Origin of the sequence: Deinococcus soli (ex Cha et al. 2016), assembly GCF_001007995.1 — a bacterium.
Taxonomy (GTDB): domain Bacteria; phylum Deinococcota; class Deinococci; order Deinococcales; family Deinococcaceae; genus Deinococcus; species Deinococcus soli.
In genome coordinates this window covers 1,806,030-1,831,095 of sequence record NZ_CP011389.1, presented here as the reverse complement: position 1 = coordinate 1,831,095, position 25,066 = coordinate 1,806,030, and the positions used below count along the sequence as shown (strand labels likewise).

Genomic DNA, 25,066 nt, shown 5'->3' with positions numbered 1-25,066 from the left:
ACGACAGATTTCCGGGCGGCGCGCAGGACTTGACCAGTCCTGCATACCGCGCTATCCTTTTCTTATCACCGTCCGCGAAGGGCGGATTTTTTATTTTGATTCCCCGCGACTCCCGGCGACCATGTGTCCCTGTCATCGGGTGCGCCGCCACCAGCTCCTTCGGGAGTGACCGGGACTGCATACCACGGCGAGAGCATCGCTGAAGAAGGCTCTCCAGGACGGCATTTCTCCGGCCGCCCCGCGAAGCTTGACGCCGCCTGCATACCGCGCTATATTTTTCCTATCACCGCCGAAGAAGGCGGATTTTTTATTTTCCACTCCCGGAGAGCCACGCGGCGGCGCTCTGCGCGACGTGCAGGTCGTGCTCGGCAGCGCGGCCCGGCGCGGCCAGAGGGGTCAGGCGGGCGATGTCCGCCGCGACCTGTTCACGCAGCAGCCCGCTGCCCTCGCGCAGCAGCAGCGGGCCGTAGCGCAGGGCCGCCGCCTCCGGCAGAGCCACGTAGGCCGGGTCGGGGCCGGACTGACGTTCCAACCTCAGGACCGGGTAGCGCCAGAAGCCGGGGGCCAGGACCTCCGCCGCGACGTGGTAGCCGCGTTCCCGCGCCCAGCGGCGCAGCGGTTCCGGGCTGTCGTTCGGTTGCAGCACCAGCGCGTCCGGCACTCGGTCTGGCGTGCGGGTCAAGATGCCCAGCATGGTCTGGGCACCCATGCCGGTCATGCTGGCACTCTGCACCTCGCCGGGCGCCAGCGGGGCCAGGCCGTTCCCGGCGCGGACCTCCAGGCGGTCCGTGAGGCCCGCGCGGGCGACGTTCACGCGGGCGTGTTCCAGTGGGCCCGGGTTGACCTCGACGATCACGCCGCGCGTGATGCAGCCCAGCTGTGCCAACCGGATGGGCAGGTGCGCGTGGTCACTGCCGATATCCGCGTGAGCGTCCGCCTGGATCAGGTGCAGGGCCGCCTGGAGGCGCGCGTCAAGGTTCGGCATGCTGGTCGTCGGGCGCGTCCGGGCGGTGACCCTGCCGGGAGAGGATCACGGAATAAGCGCCCACTGAGAGAATCACGGCGGCGATAGCTGCGCCGTACACTAGGATGTCGGACCCGCCCTTCCATTCCAGCGCGACGCTGAAGAAGTTCACGCTGAGCGCTACGATCACGATCCCGATCAGTTTCTGCTTCAGGTCGTCGAAGGAGTCGATGTGCAGCCAGCGGGGCACGTTCTGCACGCGGCCCACGAACAGCGCCTGCAACCCGAACGAGATGATCAGCAGCGCCACGCCCACAAGCAGCGTGTCGGCCTGCTCGACCGCCGCGACGATCAGGGTCTTGGTGGTGTGCGCCTCGCCCAGGTCACCCAGCGCCGCGCGGATCGTCACGTACGCCTGCGCGATGGCCGCGACGAACAGCGCGAGGCTGAACGCGAAGGAACTCAGCACGCCCAGTTCCACGATCAGGCGCGTGAACCCGAACGCGCCCGCCAGCGTGACGCGCCGCGTGCGGCTCAGGGGCGGGGCGGGACGTCTGGGCATGCCGCCCAGCATAGCGGGCCCTTCAGGTCACGGCGCCCGGGAGGGGGCGCACCTCGTCCCCCACGCGGATCACACCGCCCCGGATCACGCGGGCGGTCAGGCCCCCGTGCCCGCGCACGGCGTTGTACCCGCCCTCACCCAGCGTCTCCTCCATGCGTGAGCAGGGGTGGCACTCGCCGGTGCCCTCCAGGATCACCTCGCCGATCTGAAACCGGCGGTCCTTCAGGGCCAGCAGCGGAATGCCGCGCACGGCGATGTTGCGGCGCAGCTGCTCCGGACTCGCCTCGTCCAGCCCGGCCAGCGCGGCGATCACGGGCAGGTGCTCGGCCTGGATCAGCGTCACCTGCCGCCGCCCGGGGCCGCCGGGAATGGCGGGGGCATTCGCGGGGCGCGCATCCTCCCCAGCCTCGCCGGTCAGAGCGGTCAGGCGCGGCGGGGCGAGTTTCCCGTGATCGCCGATGAGTCCCACCAGCGGGTGCGCCTCGACCTCCGTGACTGCCTGCACGGGCGCGCGGCGCGCGGGGCGCAGGCCCAGCCACTCGACCACGCCGGACCGGGGGAAGGTGTCGCGCAACTCCTGAATGGTCTTCACCGCCCGATGCTAGCGGGTGGCGGCGCCTGTTATGCTGGGCGGCATGAGGCGTCTGACCCGACGTGCGTATCCCTGCCCGCCGCCACCGGTGGGAGCAGGGTCAGTCACAGCCTGAAATCCAACCCCCGAGCGGCGCATCCGGACAGTCCTGATGCGCCGCTCCCCCATGGAGTGAAGATGCAAGAACCCGCCCCCATTCGATGGAACCTGCCCGTGGACGAACAGATCGACCTGCTGCGCCGCGGCGTCGTGGATCTGGTGTCCGAGGACGACCTGCGCCGCAAACTCGCCAAGGGCCAGCCGCTGCGCGTGAAGCTGGGCGCCGACCCGACCCGCCCGGACCTGCACCTGGGGCACGCCGTGATCCTGCGCAAGATGCGCCAGTTCCAGGACCTGGGCCACAAGGTGATCATGCTGATCGGGGATTTCACCGCGATGATCGGCGACCCCAGCGGCAAGAGCAAGACCCGCCCGCCGCTGACGCTGGAGCAGACCCGCGAGAACGCCAAGAGCTACCTGGAGCAGTGCCGCCTGATCCTGCGTCAGGAACCCGAGGTGCTGGAGGTCCGCTTCAACGGCGAGTGGCTGGAACCCATGGGGTACGCCGACGTGATCCGCCTCGCCAGCCGCTACACGGTGGCGCGCATCATGGAACGCGACGACTTCAAGAAGCGCTTCGAGGGTGGCGTGCCCATCGCCGTGCACGAACTGCTCTACCCGCTGACGCAGGGTTACGACTCCGTGGCGCTGGAGGCCGACGTGGAGCTGGGCGGCACCGATCAGCTGTTCAACAACCTCGTGGGGCGCGCGCTGCAGCGGGATTACGGGCAGGAGTCGCAGGTGGTGATGACCCTGCCGCTGCTGGTCGGCCTGGACGGCACCGAGAAGATGTCCAAGAGCCTCGACAACTACATCGGCCTGACCGACGAACCGCACGAGATGTTCGCGAAACTGATGAAGGTCCCCGATCCGCTGCTGGACAACTACTTCACGCTGCTGACCGACCTGCCCCGCCCCCGCATCGAGGAGCTGCTGGCCGGGCATCCGGTCGCCGCACACCGCGAACTGGCGCGCGAGGTGGTGGCGTGGTTCCATCCCGACGCGGACCTGGACGCCGCCGAGGCCCGCTTCCGCAGTGTCGCCAGGGGTGGCATCCCCGAGAACATCCCGTCCGTGACGGTCCCGGCGGCGGAACTGGCGAACAGTGCCGATCCCGAGCGGATCAGCCTGGTGAAACTGGTCGTGCTGGCGGGCCTGGAACCCAGTAACGGCGCGGCCCGCAAGCTGATGCAGAACCGGGGCCTGAAGCTGAACGGGGAGGTCGTGACGGACGCGCAGGCCAGCCTGACCCGCGAGCAGCTCTGTGCAGAGGGCGGCGTGGTCATTCAGAAGGGCAAGGACAAGTTCGCGCGACTGGTGCTGGGGTCCTAATCCACCCAGGGGCTTCATGGGGCCTTCATGGCCCTCCCAGAGCCCCGGGCAGCCGGTCTTCACTCAATCTTCAGGTCTGTATGGGCGGGGAAAGTTATGCACAGGGCGCTGTGGACAACTGTCCCTGCCTGTGGACGACCACTGGGCGCAGCAAAACCCTGTGGACAACCCAGCAGTTATCCACAGGGTCGGTGTGGAAAAAGCCCGTCCCTGTGGATAAAAATCTGACGAATCCCTGATTGTTCAGGTGGTGCGCGGTCAGGGCTGGAGCAGATCCTCACGCAGACGCTCGACGCGCAGCATGTTCGTCGTGCCCCGCACACCGAACGGCACGCCCGCCGTGATGACGTACCGGTCGCCCACGTCTGCCAGACCGCTGCGGCGCAGTTCCTCGTTCGCGATGCGGACCATGTCGTCCGTGTTGCGGGGGTCCTCGCTCAGGACCGGCACGACACCCCAGGAGAGCGCCAGCTGGTTGCGAGTCTGCTCGTTGGGCGTCAGGGCCAGGATCGCCAGCGGGGGGCGGTTCTTGGCGATGCGGCCCGCCGCGCCGCCAGTGCTCGTGAACGTCACGATCGCCGGGGAGTCCAGCTTCTCGCCGATGCTGCACGCCGCCGACGCGATAGCGTCCTGCGCCAGTTCCGTGTCGATCACGAGGGACCGCTGGAGCATCTTGTAGTGCTCGCTGCCCTCGGCCTCGCGGGCGATGCGGGCCATCATGGCGACCGACTCGACCGGGTACATCCCGGCAGCCGACTCGGCGGACAGCATCACGGCGTCAGTGCCGTCGTAGATGGCGTTCGCCACGTCGGAGGCCTCGGCGCGGGTGGGGCGCGGCAGGCTGATCATGCTCTCGAGCATCTGCGTGGCCGTGATCACGGGTTTGCCCGCCTCGCGGCACATGCGGATGATGCGCTTCTGGATGGTCGGCACCTGCTCGGGGCGCATCTCGACGCCCAGGTCACCGCGCGCCACCATGATGCCGTCCACTTCCTTCAGGATGTCCTCGAAGCGGTCCACGGCCTGCGGCTTCTCGATCTTCGCCATCAGCTTGGCGCGGCTGCCGAAGCGGGACATGTAGTGGCGGGCCAGCAGCAGGTCGTCGCGGGAACGCACGAAGCTCAGCGCCACCCAGTCCACGCCCAGTTCCGCGCCGAACTCCATGTCCTGCACGTCCTTCTCGGACAGCGCGGGGACGCTCAGGTCGGCCTCGGGCACGTTGATGCCCTTGTTGTTCTTCAGGACGCCGCCGATCACGACGGTGGTCAGCACATCGTTGCCGCGCACGCCCTCGACGCGCAGGGCCATGTTGCCGTCGTCGAGCAGCAGGGCCATGCCGGGGTGCACGTCCCGCACGAGGTCCTTGTAGGTGGTGCCCACGCGGGTCTCGTCGCCCTCGACGTCGTCCATGGTGATCGTGAACTTGTCGCCGGGCGCGAGGGTCACGCTGCCGTCCTTGAAGCGCGCCACGCGGATCTTCGGCCCTTGCAGGTCCTGAAGGATACCGATGGTCACGCCCTTCTTGGCGGCCAGTTCGCGGACCATCTGCACGGTCTGGCGGTGGTCCTCGGGGTCACCGTGGCTGAAGTTCATGCGCACGACGTTCAGGCCGGCGTCGATCATGCGGCTCAGCACCTCGGGGGAGCGGCTGGCCGGGCCGACGGTGGCCACGATCTTGGTGGAACGGTCAATCTGTTTCATCTGGAATCCTTTCCAAGCGCAGGAAGAGCGGCGGGCGGTCAGGGTCTCCCCCGCCGCCCGCCCGCCGGGGTCAGCGCAGCGCCTTGCGGCCGGGGAACACCGCGCGGTCACCGAGACTGTCCTCGATGCGCAGCAGCTGGTTGTACTTCGCGATGCGGTCCGAACGGCTGGCCGAACCGGTCTTGATCTGCCCGGCGTTCGTGGCGACCGCCAGGTCCGCGATGAAGCTGTCCTCGGACTCGCCGCTGCGGTGGCTGATGATCGTGCCGTAGTGGTGCCGCTTGGCCAGTTCGATGGCGTCCATGGACTCGGTCAGGCTGCCGATCTGGTTCACCTTCACCAGGATCGCGTTGCCGACCTTCGTGTCGATGCCGCGCTGCAGACGCTCGGGGTTCGTCACGAACAGGTCGTCGCCGACCAGCTGCACGCGGTCGCCGATCTTGGCGGTCAGCTGCGCCCAGCCGTCCCAGTCGTCCTCGGCCAGGCCGTCCTCGATGCTCACGATCGGGTAGCGGCTGGCCCAGTCGGCCCAGAAGTCCACCATCTCGCCCGTGCTGAGCACGCGGCCCTCGGATTCGAGGTGGTACTTCCCGTCCTTGAACAGCTCGGTCACGGCCGGGTCCAGCGCGATGGCGATGTCCTTGCCGGGCTCGTAACCGGCCTTCTCGATGGCCTCGAGGAGCACGTCCAGCGCTTCCTCGTTGCTCTTGAGGTCCGGGGCGAAGCCGCCCTCGTCACCGACGTTGGTGTTGTAGCCCTTCTTCGACAGGACCTTCTTGAGGCTGTGGAAGGTCTCGGCGCCGTAGCGCAGCGCCTCGCGGAAGCTGGGCGCCCCGACGGGCATAACCATGAATTCCTGGAAGTCCACGGAGTTGTCGGCGTGCGCGCCGCCATTGATGACGTTCATCATCGGGACCGGGAGGGTCTTGGCGTTGCTGCCGCCCAGGTAGCGGTACAGCGGGATGTTCAGCTCCGCGGCGGCGGCGCGGGCCGCAGCGAGGCTGACGGCCAGGATGGCGTTACCACCCAGGTTGCCCTTGTTGGGGGTGCCGTCGGTGGCCATCAGCGCGGCGTCGATGGCGGCCTGCTCGCTGGCGTCCAGGCCGACCACGGCCGGGCCGAGGGCTTCGTTGACGTTCTTCACGGCCTGCTGCACGCCCTTGCCGAGGTAGCGGCTGCCGCCGTCGCGGAGTTCCAGGGCCTCGTGGGTGCCGGTGCTGGCGCCCGAGGGCACGATGGCGCGGCCCTGAAGGCCACTGTCGAGGTGAACTTCGGCTTCCACGGTGGGGTTCCCGCGCGAGTCCAGCACTTCACGGGCAATCACTTTCTGAATCTTCATCCCTGTTTCCTCCCGGATCACGGCCCTGTCGCCCGCAGGCGAGTAGGTGTACTTCAGACACTATAAGCGGGTGCCCCCGCAGAAAGATGCACCCGGTTCAACTTCCGGTGCAGACAGGTGGGGCCGCGCGCCCCACCTGCCCGCCGCCTCAGACGCGCAGGGTCACCATCACGGCCATGTACCCGCCGCCACCCGCCGCGCGGAAGATCGCCGGACTGGTCGAGCCCGAGAACAGCAGTTCCGCATCCCCGTCGATCGGGCCCAGGGCGTCCAGCACATGCCGGGCGTTGAAGGCGAGACTCATGGCGGGCTCGCTGCCACCCTGCACCACGTCCAGCGTGTCCTGCGCGCGGCCGTAGTCGCCCTCGGCGGCCAGCCGCAGCTTGCCCTCCGAGACCAGGAACTCCACGCGGTTGTTCGCGTTCTTGTCGGCCAGCACCGCCACGCGGTTCACGGCCTCCTTCAGGGCCGTGGCAGGCAGCGTGACCTGCAGGCGGATCTCCTTGGGAATCACGCGCTCGTAGTCCGGGAAGTCCCCGTCGAGCAGCTTCAGGTTCATGTGCACGCGGTCGGTCGTGACGCTCAGCTGCCCGTCGCCGTACGTGAAGCGGGCCTCGCCGTCCTTGAGCACGCGGATCAGTTCGTCCACGCTGCGCGCCGGGATGATCAGGTTGCGGCCATCCCCGCTGGCCGGGAAGTCCCGGATCGCCACGCGGTACCCGTCGGACGCGACGACGCGCGCGCCCTCGGGCCGGTGCTCGAGCTTGATGCCGCGGAACACCGCCTGGAAGGCCTCGTTGCTGGCGGCGTAGCGGACGCTGGAGAGCGCGCGGGCCAGTTCGGTCGCGTCGAGGCTCACGTCGGCCTGCGCGGGGAAGCTCAGCGGGGGGTAGGCGTCGATGTCGCCGGTCTGGAGTTTGAAGTCCGAGCCACCGGCCCGCACCGAGAGTTCCGAGCCGCTGAGTTCCAGTTCGACGAGTTCGCCGCCCAGGTTGCGCACGATCTGCGCGAACAGGTGGGCGGGCACCACGAAGTTACGGGGGTCCTTGACCTCGGCCGGTACGAAGCAGGACAGGTCGATTTCGAGGTTGGTGCCGGACAGGGTCAGGCCTGCTTCGCTGGCCTCGACCTTCAGGGCGGTCAGCAGGGGGTTGCTGCTGCGGCTGGGGATGACGCGTTCCAGAAGGCCCAGGCCTTCACTGAGGATTTTCTTGGTGACGTGTACGTTCATGCGTGCCTCTCTGTCTGGTCCCTATCTTTTATCTGTCTTTATTCTAAAAAAAAGATAGTAGTAGTAGTAATAGGTCCTGTGGAAACTGTGGATAAGTGCCTTCGGATTGCGCTGGGTGCACATCTGTGCTGTGGACAAAATTGTGGATAACTGGCACTTTCCTGTGGATAACCTGTGGATAACTTCGGGACTTATCCACAGCCTCTCAGGGGGCCGGGTTATCCACAGACTTATCCACAGGGAAACCCCCGGTTATCCACAGCTTTTCCACAGGGTTTTCCACAGCTCGTGAAATGCTGCACAGGTGTTTGGAACGGAAAATGGAACTTATTCTGAGACAAGAAGAATGAGTCGGCCGAATTACGCATCGGAATCTTCGTCTTCCTGACCCTTCATCCGGCGGCGCAACAACTCCACCGCCGCCGTCAGCTCACTGTCCTTGCCCATCTGCTCCGAGACCTTGCTGATCGCGTGCATGACCGTCGAGTGATCCCGTCCGAAGAACTGCCCGATCTCCGGCAGGGAATGATCGGTCAGCTCGCGGATCAGGTACTGCGCCACCTGCCGCGCCTGCACCACCTCACGCACGCGCCCGGAACCGCGGATCACGTCGGGCGGCATGTTGAACTGCGCGGCTACCTGCCGCAGCACGTCCATCATCTCCACCTTCACTTCCTGCGGGGCGAACACGTTGCTCAACGCCTTGGCCGCCACTGCCCGGCTGAAGGGCACGTTGTTGAGGCTGGAGAACGCCACCACCCGCATCAACGCGCCCTCAAGCTCGCGGATGTTGCTTGTCACCTGCCGCGCGATGAGTTCCAACACCTCCTGCGGGATGTCGATGCGGTTGTGCTCCGCGTTCATCTTCAGGATCGCCACGCGCGTCTCGTACTCCGGCGACTGGATGTCCGTGATCAGACCCCACTCGAAGCGGCTGCGCAGGCGGCCCTCCAGCGTCTGGATGTCTTTCGGCGGGCGGTCGGAACTCAGGATGATCTGCTTGTGGTTCTCGTACAGCGCGTTGAAGGTGTGGAAGAACTCCTCCTGCGTGCGCTCCTTGCCCGCCAGGAACTGGATATCGTCCACCAGCAGCAGGTCCACAGAGCGGTAGCGGTTCCTGAACTGCGTCATCTTGTCGTCACGGATCGCGTTGATCAGGTCGTTCGTGAACGACTCGGTCGACACGTACTCCACCCGTTTCCCAGGAAAGCGTTCGAGCATGTAGTGCCCGACCGCGTGCATCAGGTGGGTTTTCCCCAGGCCCACGTCCCCGTAGATGAACAGCGGGTTGTACGCCTTGCCGGGCGATTCCGCGACCGCCAGCGCCGCCGCGTGCGCGAGGTTGTTGTTCGGGCCCACCACGAAGTTCTCGAAGGTGTATTTCGGGTTCAGCACCTTGCGGTTCTCCGTGAAGATGGGCGCCGGGGCGCGCGGCGCGGGCACGCTGGGCGGCGGGGGCGGGTCGCTGGGCAGCAGCAGCGCGTCCTGCGCGGCGGGCAGCACCTGGAAGCTCACCTGCGGATCCTGCGCGCCAAGGCTGCGCAGCGCGTCCTCCAGCAGTTTCAGGTAGTTCTTGCGGAACCACTCCTGCGCGAAGGAGTTGCGGACGCCCAGCACCAGCGAGCCGTCCTGCACGCCCAGGTTCTTCACCGGCGCGAACCAGGTGTGGTACTCGACCTCTGTAATGTTCTTGCGGACGTACCCCAGCACGTCCGACCAGATTTCCTGCGAGATAAGGCGCACCTCCCTTAAGGCACTCTTGAGCGGGAGCCAGCATACCACCGCCCGCCCCTCTCTCCCGGCCTCAGAGAGGTGGCGAGAGAGAAGCAGTTTCTCTCTCGGGACTCAGCGGCGCGCGGTGGCCAGCGCTTCAGCCTCCCGCTGCGGGGTCAGGGTATAGGTCAGCCCGGCGTGTTCACTCCAGGCGCGCGTATCCCGCGCCGTGACCTCCGGCGGGGTCAGGGTCAGCCCGGCCAGCACCGCCCGCTCCGCACTGACATTCATCAGCCCCGCCTGCTCCCCGGTCTCCGGGATGAACAGCGGCAGCTCCCGGAAGCCCAGGCCCAGGTCCCGCAGCGCCGCCGCGTGCACCCACACCGGCGCCCGGATGCCCAGCAGCCGCGCGAACTGCCCCCAGCTCAGGCGCGGGCCCGCCACGTTGAAGATGCCGCCCACCCCGCCCTCCACAACCCGCACCGTGAAGCGCGCCAGGTCCCGCGCGTCGATCACCTGCACGTGATCCAGCCCGTCACCGGGCAGCAGTGTCTCCCCTCCCCCGCTCGCCCGGTCCACCCAGTACGGGTAGCGGGCGGTGTGATCGAAGGGCCCCGCCACGATCTGCGGCCGCAGGATGGTCGCCCGCGCCCCAAACGCCGCCTGCACCACGTGCTCGCACGCGACCTTCAGCGGCCCGTACGTCTCGCCCGTCACGTCGGTCGTCCCGGCCGGGGCGGGTGGCAGCAGCGGGTCGTCCTCGCGCACCGGGTGCCGGTCCGGCTCGGCGTACACGCTGACCGTGCTGATCAGCACGTACCGCCCCACCCGCTCCCGCAGGGCGTCCACGCTGGCCTGCACCGCCTGCGGCAGGTACCCGCTGACATCCACGCAGGCGTCCCAGGACCGGCCTGCGAGGGCGTCCAGGCCCCCCGCCTCGCCCCGGTCACCGCGCAGCCGCTCCACCTCTGCGGGTAAGTCGTCGGGTGTGCGGCCGCGCGTCAGGATGCTCACGCGGTGCCCCGAGGCCAGGAACGCCAGGACGATGTGCCGACCCACGAACTGCGTGCCGCCCAGAACCAGGATGTCCATGCGCCTATCCTGTCACCCATGAAGGTGAGGTTCACGCCGGGACGCGTCCGCGTCCGCATCGACGACCTGGAACTGGCCGCCCTGCAACGCGGCGAGCCGCTGCACGCCCACGTGGGCTGGCCCGGCGGCGGCTGGACCCTGACCCTCGACCCGTCCGGGCACGACGTGGCGGGAGACGGGGGCACGCTCGCGGTGGGTCTCGCGCTGCTGATGGCACAGCTGAGCGACCCCGCGCAGGAGGGCGTGACGATCAGCGGTGAGCCGCGCGTCACGGTCGAGAAGGACTTCGGCCCGCAGCACGCCTAGGCGCGCCGTCAGCGCCGCACCCAGCGGCCCCCGACCTCCTCGGCGATGCCCAGCAGGTTCAGCATGACGAGCGCCGTCTGCACGTCCGGCAGTGGCAGGCCCGTGGCCGTCACGAGGTCGTCCAGCGTGACCGGTCCGGTCAGGGCCGCTAGCACCCGCGCCTGCTCGGGCGGCAGGTCCGGCAGTGGGGCGTCCGGGACGCTGCCCCAGCCCAGTTCGGTCAGGAGGTCGGCGGCCCCCTCGGTGAGCACCGCGCCGTCGCGGATCAGGGCGTGCGGTCCGGCGGCGCGCGGGTCCCCGGCGCGGCCCGGCACGGCGAACACCGTCCGGCCGCATTCCAGGGCGTGCGTGGCGGTGATCAGCGACCCGGACTTGCGTTCCCCTTCCACGACGACCGTCCCGGCACTCAGCGCGGCGATCAGGCGGTTGCGGGTCGGGAAGTGGTGCTGCGCGGGGCCGGTGTCCAGCGGGTACTCGCTGACCAGCGTGAGCTGCGCGGCCAGCCGGGTGTTCTCGCTGGGGTACACGCGGTTCACGGCGCTGCCCAGCACGCCGATGCTGACCCCGCCCGCCTCGACCGCCGCCCCGTGCGCGGCGGTGTCGATGCCACGCGCCAGTCCGCTCACGACGATCACCCCGGCCCGCGCGAGGTCCGCGGCGAGCATCCGCGTAAACGCCTGCGCGTGCGGGCTGGCCGCGCGGGTCCCCACGATCCCGATGGCGCGCGGCACGGTCGGCAGATCCGGCAGCGGGCCGCGCACCCACAGGGCGGGCGGCGGGTCGCCCAGCGCGTCCAGCGCCGCCGGGTACCCGGGCAGGCCGCGCAGCAGCAGCGTCACGTCCTCCTGCGCCACCCGGGCGAGTTCCTGATCGGCGCGGATCAGGGCCTCCGGGGCCCCGACGGCCTGCGCGGCGCGGGCGTCCAGGCCCGGCACCTCGCGCAGCTCCCGCAGCGGGGCCTGCCACGCGGCCACCGCCGACCCGAAGTGCCCCCGGAGGGCCTCGATGCGGCGGGGACCAAGCTGGGCACAGAAGCGCAGGGCCAGCAGGGCGCGCCGCTCGTCGGGGGGGACGGGGGCCGGCGAGTCGAACAGCGGGCTGGTCACCCGGTCAGCATAGGGAACCGGCCCGTCCTTGCCTGTCTCAGATGCCCGTGCCCCCGACCGGGGTGAGGGGCGGTTCGTCCAGCACGTCCGCGTCGTCCAGATCGTCCCCGTCGTCACCCAGCGCCGCGCCGGGCAGCGTCAGGGTGAACAGCGCCCCGCCGTCCGGGTGGTTCGTGCCGCTCAGGTCCCCGCCGTGCATCCGCGCGATCTGCCGCGCCACGCTCAGACCCAGGCCGCTGCTGCCCGCGCCGCTCACGAACGGCTCGAAGATCTGCTCGCCCAGCTCCGGCGGCAGGCCGGGGCCGGAGTCCCGCACCCGGAAACACAGCTGCTCCGGCGTCTCGCGCAGGTCCAGCGTGACGGTGCCGTCGGCGCCCGCATGCCGCCGCCCGTTCGCCAGGAGGTTGCGCAGCGCCTGCGTCAGCCGGTCCGGGTCGCACAGGATCCCGGTACCCCAGTCACCGGTGAAGGTCGTGCCCGGCACCAGGCGGTCCAGCCGGTCGCGCAGCGTCCCCGCCGGGATGTAATGCCACGCCAGCTTCAGTTCCAGCTGCCCACGCGCGAGCTGCATCAGGTCCTGCGTGGTGAAGGTCAGTTCGTCCGCGACCAGCGCCGCGCGGGCCACCTCCGGATCGGCCAGGCGGGCCTCGGCGCGGCTCAGGCTGGCCTTCAGGACGGTCAGGGGCGCGCCCAGTTCATGCACGATCTGGCCCAGCAGCTGCTTCTCACGCGCCTGCTGCGCCTCGATGCGGCCCAGCAGACTGTTGATCGCCACGAGCAGGCGCTGCACCTCGTCCTCGCGGGCCGGGAGGGGCAGCGGGGCGAGGCTGACCGCCGGGTCCAGCCGGTCCGCCAGATTCGCAGCGTTCTCCAGGCCCGCCAGGGCGCGGCGCCCCACCCACCAGCCGGTCAGCAGCAGGATCAGCGGCGCGGTGACCAGTGCCAGCAGCAGCGCACTCAGGGCACTCTGCCGCGCGGCGATCAGGTCGTCCTCGGGCAGGCCCACCCACAGCGTGCCGAAATCCCCCGCCTTGCGTTTCACGGCGCGTACCGTCGTGCCCTGCACCGGCACGCGCGACAGCGTCCCGAACGGGTACGGGGAGTTCTGGAACTCCCGCAGGGCCGGACTGGCCGCAATGACCTGGCCGTCCGGGTCCACCACGAGCGTGTACGCACTGGGACCCGTCGCCGACTGCCCGAAGCCGCCGCCCAGGTTCGTGAAGGCCTCGGCCAGCGTGTCGGCGCGGTCGTTCAGGCGGTCCACGAACTGCTGCTCCATGCGCGACAGCAGCAGCGACACGACGCCCAGCGTGATCAGCATCAGCAGCGCGGCGCTCAGGGCGCTGTAGGTCAGCGCCAGCCGGAAGCGCAGGCTGTGCCGCCACGCCACCCGCGCCGAGTACAGGCCCGCGCCGGGCGTGAGCAGCGCGGCCCGCCGCGCCCCGGCCGGGGTCGTGACGGGCCGCGCCTCAGGGGTCATCAGGCCTGCAGCACGTACCCGACGTTGCGGATCGTGCGGATGCGCAGGTCACTGCCCGCCTGCTCCAGCTTCTTGCGCAACTGCGAGATCCGGACCTCGACGCTGTTGCTGTTCGGGGTTTCCCAGCCGTACAGGTGCGACTCGATGTCCGCCCGCGAGAACACCCGCTCGGGCGTGCGCATCATGAGTTCCAGGATGCGGGCCTCGTGCTCGGTGAGGTTGATGTTCTTGTCGTTCACGGTCAGCAGCAGGCTGCTGGTGGACAGGCTGGTGTTGCCCAGGTTCACGCCGGTCCCGGCAGCCGTGCGGCGCAGCAGCGCCGAGATGCGCGCGTCGAGTTCCGGCATCGCGAACGGTTTGGTCAGGTAGTCGTCCGCCCCGGCGTTCAGGCCCGCCACGCGCTCCTGCACGCCGCTGCGCGCCGAGAGGACCAGCACGGGCGTCGAGGAGTACTGCCGCAGCGCCTGCACCAGATCCAGGCCGTCCCCGTCCGGGAGGTTCAGGTCGAGCAGGATGAGCTGCGCGGTGTGGGTGCCCAGCCACGCCTGCGCGTCGCGCAGGGTCGCGGCGTGATGCACCTGATAGTCGGCCGACAGGTATTCCTTGAGCAGTGGGCCGAGGTGTGGATCGTCTTCGACAACGAGGATCTGAGCCAGCATGCTTCTCCTTGAAGGGCGACCACTGGGAGTGGCCACGGTTGACGTGATCCTACCGCCGCGCCCGCGTGGGCACCTTGATAAAATCTGCGCGATATCTGAGGCCCACGTACAGCTTCCGTCAGGTGCCGGTCAGCGGTTCTGCGCCGGGGGGGTCGCCTTGCGCAGGCCCGGCAGGCTCAGGGCCGCCGAGGCGACCTGCACGGTCGCCGTGACCCTGTACGCGCCGAGGAACTTCGTGATGGACTGCGCCGCGCCGCGGTCCTCGGCCAGGATGTTCAGCTGCCCGTTCACGAGACTGCCCGCGTAGCGGCTCTTCAGGCCGGGGAAGGCATTACGGGCGCGTTCCTCGTCACTCTGGGCGAACAGGACCACCACGGGGCCGCTGTAATCCCCGGCCAGCCGCACCGTGACCTTGCCGCCGCTGCTCTCGCCGTCCCCCAGTTTGGTGGACAGGTCGCGGTCCCACACGATCAGTTGCAGGGCCGCCGCAGGGGTGGACAGGGTCAGGAGGGTCAGCAGGGCAGTCAGGAAGCGGCGCATGGGATCAGGGGAACTCCGGGGTCAGGGTCGGGGGGCAGGGCGGACATTCAGGTTACACGGAACCTGTGATTGCCCAGCGTAACAACGGCACCTGACGCCGGCCTGAAGGCCCACCCAGGTCACGCCCAGCGTAGGGGGCACGCTCTTGCGTCTTCCTGACGGCTGCCCGGCGGCGCACCCCGGCACGCAACCCCCCGGCACAGCAAAGAGGAGCGGCCCGGCTGGGCGCTCCCCTCTGCATGCCGGTGCGGGGTTCAGCTGTGCGTCATGTCGAGCGGCACGACCCACTGCGCGAACTCGTCCTCGGTGACGTAGCCCAGGCTCAGGGCGGCCTCCTTGAGGCTGCTGCCCTCCTTGTGGGCCTTCTTGGCGATCGCGGCGGCCTTGTCGTACCCGATGTGCTTGTTCAGCGCAGTGACCTGCATCAGGTTGATGCTGAGGTTGTGCTCGATCTTCTCGTAGGCGGGCTCGATGCCGACCGCGCAGTTGTCGTTGAACGCGAGGCAGGCGTCGCTGATCAGACGGATGCTCTCCAGCACGGCGTGCACCATCACGGGCTTGAACACGTTCAGCTGGAAGTTGCCCTGAGACCCGGCGAACGCCACCGTGGCGTCGTTGCCGAACACGCGCGTGGCGACCATCGTCATCGCCTCGGACTGGGTGGGGTTCACCTTGCCGGGCATGATGGAACTGCCGGGCTCGTTCTCGGGAATGATGATCTCGCCGATGCCGTTGCGGGGCCCGCTGGCGAGCCAGCGCACGTCGTTCGCCATCTTCATCAGCGCGCCCGCCAGGGTCCGCAGCGCCGCGCTGGTCTGCACCAGGGCGTCGTGCGCGCTCAGGGCCGCGAACTTGTTCTCCGCGCTGCGGAACGCGAAGCCGGTCTCCTCGGCGTACTTCTTCGCGGCCAGATCACCGAACTGCGGGTGCGCGTTCAGGCCGGTGCCCACCGCCGTGCCGCCGATCGCCAGCTCCAGCAGGCCCTCGCCGGCATGCCGCACCTCGGCGAGCGCGTAGTCGAGCTGCGCGACCCAGCCGCCGATCTCCTGACCCAGCGTGATGGGCGTGGCGTCCTGCAGGTGCGTGCGCCCCACCTTCACCAGCCCCGCGTGCTCCTGCGCCTTGGCGTGCAGGGTGTCGCGCAGCTTGCCGACGCTGCCGTACAGCCGCTCGTTCAGTTCCAGCACCACCGCGATGTGCATCGCGGTCGGGAAGGTGTCGTTGCTGCTCTGGCCGCGGTTCACGTGATCGTTGGGGTGCACCGGCTTCTTGCTGCCCAGCTCGCCGCCCGCGATCTCGATGGCGCGGTTGCTGATGACCTCGTTCGCGTTCATGTTGCTCTGCGTGCCCGACCCCGTCTGGAACACCACCAGCGGGAAGTGCTCGTCGAGCGTCCCGGCGATCACCTCGTCCGCCGCCTGCACGATCAGGTCCGCCACGTCACGCGGCAGTTCACCCAGATCCGCGTTCGCCTGCGCCGCGCCCTTCTTCAGGATGCCCAGCGCGCGGATCACGGGGCGGCCCCACACGAACGTGTCGCGCCCGATCGGAAAGTTATGGATGCTGCGCTCGGTCTGCGCGCCCCAGTAACGGCTGGCATCCACGTCCAGGGTGCCCATCGTGTCCGACTCTTTGCGGTAGGTCGTCATACAGCGGCAAGTCTAAACGCCGCCGGGTGTCACACGTCCGGGAACGCCGGGAGCGCCTCTGTCCGCTCGACCCGCCCCCGCCACCCGTCCCGCCCCGCGTGCTTGGCGGCGTACAGGTACTCGTCAGCGCGGGCCACCAGTGCCGGAAGCGTATCCCCGGGGCGCGCCAGCGTCACCCCCGCACTGATCGTCACCACCCCCACCCCCGCCACCGCCTGCGTGCGGAACGCGGCGCACACCGCCTCCGCCCGCGCCGCCGCGCCCGGCCCGTCCAGACCTGGCAGGGTCATCAGGAACTCCTCGCCGCCCCAGCGCCCCACCCGGCCGCCGGGCGGCAGCTGCGCCTCCAGCACCCGCGCCGCCCACGCCAGCACCTCGTCCCCCACCTGATGCCCGTACTCGTCGTTCACGCGCTTGAAGTGATCCAGGTCCAGCAGCATCGCCGCGCCGCCCGACGCGATCAGCGCCTCTACCGCCGGGTACATGCCCCGCCGGTTCGGCAGGTTCGTGAGCAGATCCGTGTAGGCCAGCTGCTCCATGAGCCGCACAGCACTGCGTTGCGATTCGAACTGCCCCCGGTACCACGACAGTGCATGCACGAACAGCAGCACGATCCCCACCGTCAGCTGAAGCCGTGGCAGGTCCGGCGACACCTCCCCACCCCGCAGCGCCACCCCCAGCCACGGCACCCCGGCACTGAACACGAACAGCGCTGCGCTGTACCCGGCTGCCACGCGGTTCGGGAAGATCAGATACGCCAGCATGACATTCACCACCACGGACCAGTACAGCAGGTCCGTCTCACCCCCCGGCTTGACCCGCCGCAGTTCCTCCAGCAGCGCCTGTGACAACACCTGCACATTCACCGTGAAGAACATCAGCCGCTCCGGCACGTCCAGCGGCCCGCCCCGCAGCAACCAGCCCAGACTGAACAGCGCCGGGATCATCGTGACCGGCAGCACCACCTGCACGTACAGGTTCATGCCCCCCGCACGCAGGGCCAGGATGTTCAGGATCAGGACCACCACCAGCCCCAACGCAATCGCCAGGAGGTACAGCGTCCGCCGCAGTTCCTCCGGGGGCCGCCACGTGGACGGCCCGCCAGCGCGGTGCGAGGACGGCGACATGAACCAGCCTACCGCGCCGCCCCCGCCCCGGCGCACCCCCAGTCCGGGGCGCCGCTCACCTGAGGCAACAGCTGACCGTCAGGCCAGCTACCCTGACTGGACCCGCCCGGCCACACACCCACCGGGCACACTCCAGCCGGACACAGGCCGGACAGCCACGGGCCGGAACACCGCCCAGCTGCACCCAAGGAGACCCTATGAATCCCCGCGTCATCCTCGCCACCCTGCTCCTCACCCTGCCCGTCACCCCCACCGCCCACGCCCAGAGCGACAGCGCCGCCATCGCCGCCGCCAAGAAGGCCATCCAGTCCCAGCTGAAACAGAGCACCACCTACTACCTCGGCAAGGGCTACAAGACCGTCAACGCCGACATGCTCGACGTCAACGCCCTCGACGAAGGCGACACCGACAGCGAACTCGTCTACACCCTCACCGCCGGCCGCGAATACCTCATCTACGGCGTATGCGACGACGACTGCAGCGACCTCGACATCAACGTCTACGACGCCAAAGGCAACCTCGTCGCCACCGACGAGGAAGACGACGATGTCCCCGCCGTCACCGTGAAAGTCACCAAAACCGCCGACTACACCATCGAGGTCGCCATGGCCGCCTGCGACAACGACCCCTGCTACTACGCCATCGACGTCCTCCAGAAAAAGTAACCCCAGCAACGCGCAGCGGCACTCCTGGCTGAAAGGGAGTGCCGTTCTATACTTTGTTCAGGCGCGGGCACTACGCCTCACTCTGCGCATCAAGGGCGCAAGACATTCCGAAAAGAAGAAGACGGCCACCTCTGAAAGTCAGCCGTCGACAACGTCCACAACAACGTTTCTGTGATCTGCACTCCTTCCGACGGGAGCGCATTTCCTCGCTATTGCCCACGCAATCTAAGCCTGCCTGCGCCGATTGAATGGGCATGGAGATACACGTACCCATGACCGACTCCTCTTCCCTGGCCCTCTTCGGCCTGCTCGCCTTCATGCTGTTGCTGCACGCACTCGGCGTGAAACTCCCCTTCGCTCAGGTCTTCGCGTTCCTCTCCGGTTCGGCACGTCAGCTCACCGCTCTCGCGGCATTCACTGCGCTGCTGACCTACCTTCTGAAACTGTAATTTTTCCGTTCAGGGCGGCACTTTCTCGGATGCGAGAGGGTGCCGCCCCAGGCGTTCTACACTGCTGTTGATGAAGCAGTACCTCGACCTGATGCGCCACGTGCTGGAGCACGGCACCGACAAGACCGACCGGACCGGCACCGGCACCCGCTCGGTATTCGGCGCGCAGCTGCGCTTCGACCTCCGGGACGGCTTCCCACTGGTCACCACCAAGAAAGTCCACCTGAAAAGCGTGATCTACGAGCTCCTGTGGTTCCTGCGCGGAGAGAGCAACGTCCGCTGGCTTCAGGAACGCGGCGTGAGCATCTGGGACGAATGGGCCGCCCCGGACGGCGAGCTTGGCCCCGTGTACGGCGTACAGTGGCGCAGCTGGCCCACCCCCGACGGCGGGAGCATCGACCAGATCACGCAGGTCATCGAGCAGATCAAACGCACGCCGGACAGCCGCCGCCTGATCGTCAACGCCTGGAACGTCGCGCAGATTGACGACATGGCCCTGCCGCCCTGCCACGCGATGTTCCAGTTCTACGTCGCGGACGGTCGCCTCAGCTGCCAGCTGTACCAGCGCTCGGCCGACCTGTTTCTAGGCGTCCCGTTCAACATCGCGTCCTACGCCCTGCTGACCCTGATGGTCGCGCAGGTGTGCGGGCTGGAACCCGGTGAGTTCATCTGGACGGGCGGGGACGTGCACCTGTACAGCAACCACATGGAGCAGGTGGAACGGCAACTGGCGCGGGAGCCGCGTTCACTGCCGGTCATGCACCTCAACCCTGACGTCAAGGACATCTTCGAGTTCAGGTACGAGGATTTCCGCCTGGAAGGCTACGACCCGCACCCCGGAATCAGGGCCCCGGTGGCCGTGTGAGCGGCTGCATCTTCTGCCAGATCGTGGCGGGGGACGCGCCCGCCAGCATGGTTGCAGGGAACGAACTGGCCGTCGCGTTTCTGGACATCGGGGCGTTCACGCGTGGGCACACGCTGGTCGTGCCCCGGCGGCACGCGGTGACCTTCACCGACCTGACCCCCGAGGAGGCCGCCGCCATGACCGCACTGGCGCAGGAGGTCGCGCGGGCCATCCAGAGCAGCGAGGTGCGGGGTGAGGGATTCAACCTCTGGATGGCGAACGGCGCGGCAGCCGGGCAGGACGTGTTTCACGCGCACCTGCACGTCTTCCCCCGGCATGCGGAGGACGGCGTGAGTGTCGCTGTGGACGCCCTGTCCCCCACCCGCGCGGAACTGGACGAGGTGGCTGCGGGGCTGCGCCGCGCCCTGGAGCCCGCATGACCCGTCCGACCTTCGATGAGCTGGGCTTGGCCACTGCCCGGCTGTGGGCGACGCGCAGCGCGGACAGCAAGGTGCGGGTGGGGGCGTGCATCCTGGACCGGCACCACCGGGTGGTGGGCGTGGGGTACAACGGGCGCGCGGCGGGTGAACCGAATGAACGCGAGAGCCTGTCGCAGGGGCACAGTGGGTTCATTCACGCGGAGGTGAACGCCCTGCTGGCCGCGAACTGGAACGGTGAGGGCCACACGCTGTACGTGACGCACGAGCCGTGCGCGGCGTGTGCGCGCCTGATCGTGAATTCACGGCGGGTGGGGCGCGTGATCTTCGAGACGGCGTACCGGGAGACGAACCGGGTGGAGTCGGGCCTGCCGAGCGGGGAGCAGATCCTGCGGGACGCGGGGATCGAGGTGCGGCATGTCCCGGCCCCCTGAACTGGGCGAGGCTGAACGGGTGGGGCCTGAACTGGTCGGTATCGTGGCAGTCACGGAGAACGGCGTGATTGGGCGGGATGGGGGGATGCCGTGGCACCTCCCGGCGGATCTGGCGCACTTCCGGTCGCACAGTCGCGGGAAGCCGAACGTCATGGGCCGCAAGGTGTGGGATTCGCTGGGTGGTCGGCCACTGCCGGGCCGGGCGAATATCGTCCTGACCCGGAATGCGGCGTTCAGCGCGCCGGGCGCGCAGGTGGCGCATTCCCCGCAGGAGGCGCTGGCGCTGGCCGGGGACGTGCCGGAAGTGGCGATCATCGGCGGGGCCGAGATCTACGCCCTGTATCTGCCGCAGCTGACGCGGGTGGAACTCACGTTGATTCACGCGCAGCTGGATGGGGATACGGTCATGCCGGACCTGGGGGACGGGTGGGTCGTCACGCGGGAGACGACGCGCGCGGCGGACGACGCGAACCCCTTTGACCTCACGTTCCGCACCCTGACCCGCCGCGCCTGATCCCGTCACCGTGCCTTGCCCGCAGACTGGGGCAGGGCGCGGCTGGCAGAATGCCGCTCATGAGTCTGGTGGATGTCGCCATCGTCGGAGCGGGCCCGGTGGGTCTCGCTGCCGCCATCGCCTGCAAGCGTGCGGGCCTCAGTTACGTGGTGCTGGAGAAGGGCTGCGTGGTGAACGCGATCTTCGAGTACCCCACCTACATGTCGTTCTTCACGACCGCGCCGGAACTGGAGATCGGGAATCACCCCATGGTGACCGGGCACGACAAACCGGACCGCCGTGACGCGCTGATGTACTACCGGCTGGTCGCGCAGCGTGAGGCCCTGAACGTCGAGCAGTACACCGAGGTGACGCGCGTGCACGCCGCCCCGGCGGGCTTCACGCTGGAGGTCGAGAAGCGCGACGGGACGCCCGGCGTCGTGGAGGCACGGCGTGTGGTGGTCGCCACCGGGTACTACGACAACCCCCTGGCGCTGGGCATCGCCGGTGAGGACGGCGAGAACGTCAGCCACTACTACACCGAGGCGCACCCGTTCATGGGCCTGAACGTCACCGTGATCGGCGCCGGGAACAGCGCCGCCGACGCCGCGCTGGACCTGTGGCGCAGCGGCGTGAACGTCACCATGGTCGTCCGCGCGCCCGAACTGAAGAGCACCATCAAGTACTGGGTGCGCCCGGATCTGGAAAACCGCATCAAGGAAGGGAGCATCGCGGCGCACTTCAACTCCCGCGTGGTTGAGATCCACCCCGAGCACGTGGTCGTGCAGCGCGAAGACGGTACCACCTGGGAGCTGCCGACCGACTTCACGTTCGCGCTGACCGGGTACCGCCCCGACCTCTCGTTCCTGGATGGCCTGAGGCTCGCCACGCAGCCGGACGAGTGCCTCGTGCTGGACGAGCACTACCAGAGCAGTGTGCCGGGTCTGTTCGTGGTGGGTAGCGCGGGCTTCGCGGGCCGCACGAATCAGGTGTTCATCGAGAACGGCCGCTTCCACGCCGATCACGCCGTCGCGGAGATCGCGCGGCAGCTGGCCGAGCGGGGCGTGCAGCCCGCCTGAATCAAGTCGTGGGGCCGCCCGGTCCATCCCGCCGGGCGGCCTCTTTCATGGAGGTTCTTTTCATGGAGCGGGCCGGGGCGCGTGGAATACTCGCGGCATGACCCCCGCCTCCCGGCGCGCCCTGACCCTGGGTGCCCTGCTGCTCAGTGGTTCCCTCGTGACCGCCGCCCTGGCCCAGACGGGCACGGAGCCCTCCCCTCCCCCACCGGCGCAGACCATCCCGGCCCTCCCCATCCCTGCACTGCCGCCCACGCCGCCCGCCCCACAGCCGGAGCCGACCCCCGCACCGACGCCCGCGCCGGAGCCCCAGCCGACTCCATCACCTCAGCCAACCCCGGAACCTACCCCGGCGCCTGAACCCAGCCCGGCCCCGACCCCGTTGCCTCAGCCCGCGCCGCCGACCCCCACGCCCCAGGTCACCCCGGTCCCGGCGAAGATCACGGCCCCGCTGCTGATCACGGTGGAGGCCCAGTGGCCTGCGCTCGTGAACGGCAGGAAGACGACCGTGCCGTTCAGCCGCACCCTGACCATTCCCGGCAAGCGCGTGGAGGTCATCCGGGCGCGCGGCGTGATTACCGAGAGTCTGGATCAGGAACTGACTGCCTTCCTGAAGGCCCTTCCCACCACCGCGCAGGACGCCCGCTTCGAGGAACTCTGGGACGGCTGGGCGGTCGTGCAGCGCAATGGGCTGAAGGTAGACGCCGCGAAGGCCCGCGCGAACCTGCTGGCCGCCATTAGGGATCCCAAAGGCATCAGGGTGAGCGTCCCCGTGACCGGGCAGGTCGCGCCGAAACGCACGCTGGACTACTTCGCGTCGCGCGGCATCACCGCGCACCTGGGCACCGGGCAGACGAACTACTACGGCAGCAGCGCCGCCCGTGTCACGAACATCCACGTCGGCACCCGCCGCTTCCAGGACCGTCTGCTGGACGGGAAGACCGTGTCGTTCAACCAGATGGTCGGCCCCATCACCACCGGCGCGGGTTTCGTGACCGGGCTGGTGATTGCCGGAGAAAGAACGGCGAACGGCGTGGGCGGCGGCATCTGTCAGGTCAGCACGACCGTGTTCCGCGCGCTGTACGCGGCGGGCCTGCCGGTCCTGCAACGCCAGAACCACTCCTATCAGGTGCACTACTACGACCCACAGGGCCTGGACGCGACCATCTACCAGCCCAGCCTGGACCTGAAGTTCGCCAACGACACCGGCGGCTCCCTGTGGTTCCAGAGCGACTGGGACGACGAGTCCTCCACCCTGACCGTGACCGTGTTCGGCAAGGCGCGCGACTTCACCGTCGAGATCGGCGCGCCCCGCACCCTGAGCACAACGCCCTCCCCCGCCGACCGGCTGATCCCCGACGCCACGCTGGCCAGGGGGCAGCGCAAGCAGGTGGACTGGGCGGCGCCCGGCGCCGTGATTGAGGTCACCCGCAAGTTCATGCGGGACGGCAAGGCCTTCAAGCAGGACACCCTCAAGAGCACCTACCGCCCCTGGCCGAACATCTACCTCGTCGGCACCCGCTGACCGCGTGAACAAGAGGCGGCCCCAGTCACCGGGGCCGCCTCTCGCCTGTTGTCCTCGCCGATGCGGTTATTCCTCGGCGGCGTAGCCCAGGATCTCCAGAATCCGGTCGAGTTCCTCGCGGGACGCGTAGTTCAGTTCCACGCGGCCCTTGTCCTCACCCGTGATGCGCACGCGGGTGCCGGTGCGGCGGCTCAGGTCGAGTTCCACCTGCCGGAACGCGCGCGGCGGGTTCACCTTGATCGGCGTCGGCTCGCGCTTCTCGCGCTTGAGGGCCTCGGCCTCGCGGACGCTCAGGCTGCGGGCCGTGATCTGCTCCAGCGCCCAGGCGCGGTCCGTGTCGGGCTGCGCGAGGATCGCGCGGGCGTGCCCGGCGCTGATCTGCCCGTCGTCCAGCGCGCGCAGGGCCGGGGCGGGCAGCGTCAGCAGGCGCAGGGCGTTTGACACGGCGCTGCGGCTCTTGCCGACCGCCTGCGCCACGCCCTCCTGATTCAGGCCCTGCTCCATGAGCGCCTGGTACGCGCGGGCCTCTTCCAGCGCGCCCAGATCCTCGCGCTGCAGGTTCTCCACGATCGCAATCTCCAGCGCCTCGCGGTCCCCGAGGTCCCGGATGATCACCGGCAGTTCGGTCAACCCGGCCAGCTGACTGGCGCGCCAGCGGCGTTCCCCAGCCACGATCTCGAAGTGGTCGTCGCGCGGGCGCACGAGCAGGGGTTGCAGCACGCCCTTGTCGCGGATGCTCTGCGCGAGTTCAGCCAAGGATTCCGGCGTGAACACCTGACGCGGCTGGTACGCCGCCTGCACGATCTTCTCGATCTTCAGGGACTGCACCTGCGCACCCGGCGCACTCTCGGCGGGTTTGCCGAGCAGCGCGTCCAGGCCGCGGCCCAGGCTAGATTTTTTCGACACGCTGCATCACCTCCTCGCTCAGGCGCTTGTACGCCGCCGCGCCCGCCGAGAGCGGCGCGAACGCGTTGATGGGCTTGGCGAAGCTGGGCGCCTCGGACAGGCGCACGTTGCGCGGCACGACCGACCAGAACACCAGCTCCCCGAAGTGCTGCCGGACCATGCTCTCGACGTCCTGCGAGAGGTTCGTGCGCCCGTCGAACATGGTCAGCACGACGCCAAGCACCTTCAGGCGGGGGTTCAGGCCGCCCTGCACGCGCTCGACCGTCTCCATCAGGCCCGCGAGGCCCTCCAGGGCGTAGTACTCGGCCTGCAGGGGAATCAGCAGCGCGTCGGCGGCAGCCAGCACGTTCACGGTCAGCGGCCCCAGGCTGGGCGGCGCGTCGATCAGCACCACGTCGTACCCGCTGATGGACGCCAGCAGACGCGTCAGGGCGTCCGGGTCCTCCGCGAGTTCCACGCCCGCCCCCGCAAGGTCCGGCGTGGCGGGCAGCAGGAAGAGGTTCGCCTGCACGGTCTCCACGGTGTACTCGGCGGCACGGGCCGGTTCGCCCAGCGCCTCGTACAGACCCTGCGTGGCGCCGCGCTGTCCCAGGCCGCTCGTGGCGTTCGCCTGCGGGTCCATGTCCAGCAGCAGCACGCGTTTCCCGCCCGCCGCGAGGTACGCGCCGAGGTTGACGGCGGTCGTGGTCTTGCCCACCCCGCCCTTCTGATTGACGACGCCCAGGACCTTCACCGCAGCCCCCGC

26 protein-coding genes are annotated in these 25,066 nt (G+C 68.9%); 10 read left to right on the top strand and 16 right to left on the bottom strand.

Annotated elements, in window-relative coordinates; genetic code table 11:
* Positions 1-307 precede the first annotated feature (307 nt).
* The 3 genes from SY84_RS09060 to SY84_RS09050 are packed head-to-tail and all read right to left on the bottom strand — an operon-like array spanning position 308 to position 2,118.
* A complete protein-coding gene (locus SY84_RS09060) occupies positions 308-985 on the bottom strand; it encodes a tRNA (adenine(22)-N(1))-methyltransferase TrmK (RefSeq protein ID WP_046843747.1) in 678 nt (225 codons plus the stop codon).
* On the bottom strand, positions 972-1,526 hold the full coding sequence (locus SY84_RS09055; RefSeq protein WP_046843746.1) for a YqhA family protein: 555 nt from the start codon (positions 1,524-1,526) through the stop codon (positions 972-974). Before SY84_RS09055 ends, SY84_RS09060 begins: the two co-directional genes overlap by 14 nt.
* A 22-nt stretch (positions 1,527-1,548) precedes the next feature.
* Positions 1,549-2,118 (bottom strand): MOSC domain-containing protein, encoded by a 570-nt coding sequence (locus SY84_RS09050; protein WP_046843745.1) that lies wholly within the window; start codon positions 2,116-2,118, stop codon positions 1,549-1,551.
* Between the two features lie 177 nt (positions 2,119-2,295).
* Between SY84_RS09050 and tyrS the strand changes: the two genes are divergently transcribed.
* Entirely contained in the window at positions 2,296-3,549 is a 1,254-nt protein-coding gene (tyrS, locus tag SY84_RS09045; RefSeq protein WP_046845083.1) for a tyrosine--tRNA ligase, read from the top strand.
* A 258-nt stretch (positions 3,550-3,807) separates the two neighbouring features.
* Here tyrS and pyk read toward each other — a convergent pair whose 3' ends face one another.
* The 5 genes from pyk to SY84_RS09020 form a co-directional block, all read right to left on the bottom strand.
* Positions 3,808-5,250, bottom strand: coding sequence for a pyruvate kinase (gene pyk / locus SY84_RS09040; protein WP_046843744.1), 1,443 nt, complete (start codon positions 5,248-5,250; stop codon positions 3,808-3,810).
* A 70-nt stretch (positions 5,251-5,320) separates the two neighbouring features.
* On the bottom strand, positions 5,321-6,607 hold the full coding sequence (gene eno / locus SY84_RS09035) for a phosphopyruvate hydratase (RefSeq protein WP_368667979.1): 1,287 nt from the start codon (positions 6,605-6,607) through the stop codon (positions 5,321-5,323).
* A 130-nt stretch (positions 6,608-6,737) separates the two neighbouring features.
* The gene (gene dnaN, locus SY84_RS09030) at positions 6,738-7,820 is read right to left on the bottom strand and encodes a DNA polymerase III subunit beta (RefSeq protein ID WP_046843743.1); all 1,083 of its coding nucleotides are present in this window, start codon (positions 7,818-7,820) and stop codon (positions 6,738-6,740) included.
* Positions 7,821-8,180: 360 nt separating this feature from the next.
* Positions 8,181-9,554 carry a chromosomal replication initiator protein DnaA gene (gene dnaA, locus SY84_RS09025; RefSeq protein WP_046845081.1) on the bottom strand — a complete coding sequence of 458 codons (1,374 nt, stop codon included), beginning with the start codon at positions 9,552-9,554 and terminating at the stop codon, positions 8,181-8,183.
* A 111-nt stretch (positions 9,555-9,665) separates the two neighbouring features.
* The gene (locus tag SY84_RS09020; protein WP_046843742.1) at positions 9,666-10,625 is read right to left on the bottom strand and encodes an NAD-dependent epimerase/dehydratase family protein; all 960 of its coding nucleotides are present in this window, start codon (positions 10,623-10,625) and stop codon (positions 9,666-9,668) included.
* An 18-nt stretch (positions 10,626-10,643) separates the two neighbouring features.
* Between SY84_RS09020 and SY84_RS09015 the strand changes: the two genes are divergently transcribed.
* Entirely contained in the window at positions 10,644-10,931 is a 288-nt protein-coding gene (locus SY84_RS09015) for a hypothetical protein (protein WP_046843741.1), read from the top strand.
* A gap of 8 nt (positions 10,932-10,939) precedes the next feature.
* On the opposite strand, the gene dprA is transcribed toward SY84_RS09015, so the two are convergent.
* The 6 genes from dprA to SY84_RS15895 form a co-directional block, all read right to left on the bottom strand.
* The gene (gene dprA / locus SY84_RS09010) at positions 10,940-12,037 is read right to left on the bottom strand and encodes a DNA-processing protein DprA (protein WP_245621302.1); all 1,098 of its coding nucleotides are present in this window, start codon (positions 12,035-12,037) and stop codon (positions 10,940-10,942) included.
* Positions 12,038-12,074: 37 nt separating this feature from the next.
* The gene (locus SY84_RS09005; protein WP_046843740.1) at positions 12,075-13,517 is read right to left on the bottom strand and encodes a sensor histidine kinase; all 1,443 of its coding nucleotides are present in this window, start codon (positions 13,515-13,517) and stop codon (positions 12,075-12,077) included.
* Entirely contained in the window at positions 13,517-14,176 is a 660-nt protein-coding gene (locus SY84_RS09000) for a response regulator transcription factor (RefSeq protein WP_046843739.1), read from the bottom strand. Before SY84_RS09000 ends, SY84_RS09005 begins: the two co-directional genes overlap by 1 nt.
* A 129-nt stretch (positions 14,177-14,305) precedes the next feature.
* Positions 14,306-14,716, bottom strand: coding sequence for a hypothetical protein (locus SY84_RS08995; RefSeq protein ID WP_046843738.1), 411 nt, complete (start codon positions 14,714-14,716; stop codon positions 14,306-14,308).
* Between the two features lie 254 nt (positions 14,717-14,970).
* Positions 14,971-16,365 (bottom strand): class II fumarate hydratase, encoded by a 1,395-nt coding sequence (fumC, locus tag SY84_RS08990; protein WP_046843737.1) that lies wholly within the window; start codon positions 16,363-16,365, stop codon positions 14,971-14,973.
* Between the two features lie 29 nt (positions 16,366-16,394).
* Positions 16,395-17,492: a GGDEF domain-containing protein gene (locus SY84_RS15895; RefSeq protein ID WP_052751094.1), complete on the bottom strand. Its 1,098-nt coding sequence runs from the start codon at positions 17,490-17,492 to the stop codon at positions 16,395-16,397.
* A 197-nt stretch (positions 17,493-17,689) separates the two neighbouring features.
* Between SY84_RS15895 and SY84_RS15890 the strand changes: the two genes are divergently transcribed.
* The 8 genes from SY84_RS15890 to SY84_RS08950 all read left to right on the top strand — a co-directional run bounded on the left by SY84_RS15890 (position 17,690) and on the right by SY84_RS08950 (position 23,415).
* Positions 17,690-18,157 carry a hypothetical protein gene (locus tag SY84_RS15890; protein ID WP_052751093.1) on the top strand — a complete coding sequence of 156 codons (468 nt, stop codon included), beginning with the start codon at positions 17,690-17,692 and terminating at the stop codon, positions 18,155-18,157.
* Between the two features lie 272 nt (positions 18,158-18,429).
* Complete coding sequence (locus tag SY84_RS16515) at positions 18,430-18,606, top strand: hypothetical protein (protein ID WP_157882938.1); 177 nt, start codon at positions 18,430-18,432, stop codon at positions 18,604-18,606.
* A 70-nt stretch (positions 18,607-18,676) separates the two neighbouring features.
* The gene (locus SY84_RS08975) at positions 18,677-19,471 is read left to right on the top strand and encodes a thymidylate synthase (protein ID WP_046843736.1); all 795 of its coding nucleotides are present in this window, start codon (positions 18,677-18,679) and stop codon (positions 19,469-19,471) included.
* Positions 19,468-19,890, top strand: a complete 423-nt coding sequence (locus tag SY84_RS08970) for an HIT family protein (protein WP_046843735.1) — start codon at positions 19,468-19,470, stop codon at positions 19,888-19,890. Before SY84_RS08975 ends, SY84_RS08970 begins: the two co-directional genes overlap by 4 nt.
* Complete coding sequence (locus tag SY84_RS08965; RefSeq protein ID WP_046843734.1) at positions 19,887-20,321, top strand: deaminase; 435 nt, start codon at positions 19,887-19,889, stop codon at positions 20,319-20,321. The genes SY84_RS08970 and SY84_RS08965 overlap by 4 nt, the downstream gene beginning before the upstream one ends.
* A complete protein-coding gene (locus SY84_RS08960; protein WP_046843733.1) occupies positions 20,305-20,835 on the top strand; it encodes a dihydrofolate reductase in 531 nt (176 codons plus the stop codon). The genes SY84_RS08965 and SY84_RS08960 overlap by 17 nt, the downstream gene beginning before the upstream one ends.
* 59 nt (positions 20,836-20,894) lie before the next feature.
* Positions 20,895-21,893, top strand: coding sequence for a YpdA family putative bacillithiol disulfide reductase (locus tag SY84_RS08955; protein ID WP_046843732.1), 999 nt, complete (start codon positions 20,895-20,897; stop codon positions 21,891-21,893).
* 97 nt (positions 21,894-21,990) lie between these two features.
* Complete coding sequence (locus tag SY84_RS08950; RefSeq protein WP_081424554.1) at positions 21,991-23,415, top strand: VanW family protein; 1,425 nt, start codon at positions 21,991-21,993, stop codon at positions 23,413-23,415.
* Between the two features lie 66 nt (positions 23,416-23,481).
* Here SY84_RS08950 and parB read toward each other — a convergent pair whose 3' ends face one another.
* Together parB and SY84_RS08940 are read right to left on the bottom strand one after the other, a co-directional pair.
* Positions 23,482-24,321 (bottom strand): ParB/RepB/Spo0J family partition protein ParB, encoded by an 840-nt coding sequence (gene parB / locus SY84_RS08945; RefSeq protein ID WP_046843731.1) that lies wholly within the window; start codon positions 24,319-24,321, stop codon positions 23,482-23,484.
* Positions 24,305-25,054: a ParA family protein gene (locus tag SY84_RS08940; RefSeq protein ID WP_046843730.1), complete on the bottom strand. Its 750-nt coding sequence runs from the start codon at positions 25,052-25,054 to the stop codon at positions 24,305-24,307. The genes parB and SY84_RS08940 overlap by 17 nt, the downstream gene beginning before the upstream one ends.
* Positions 25,055-25,066: the final 12 nt, after the last annotated feature.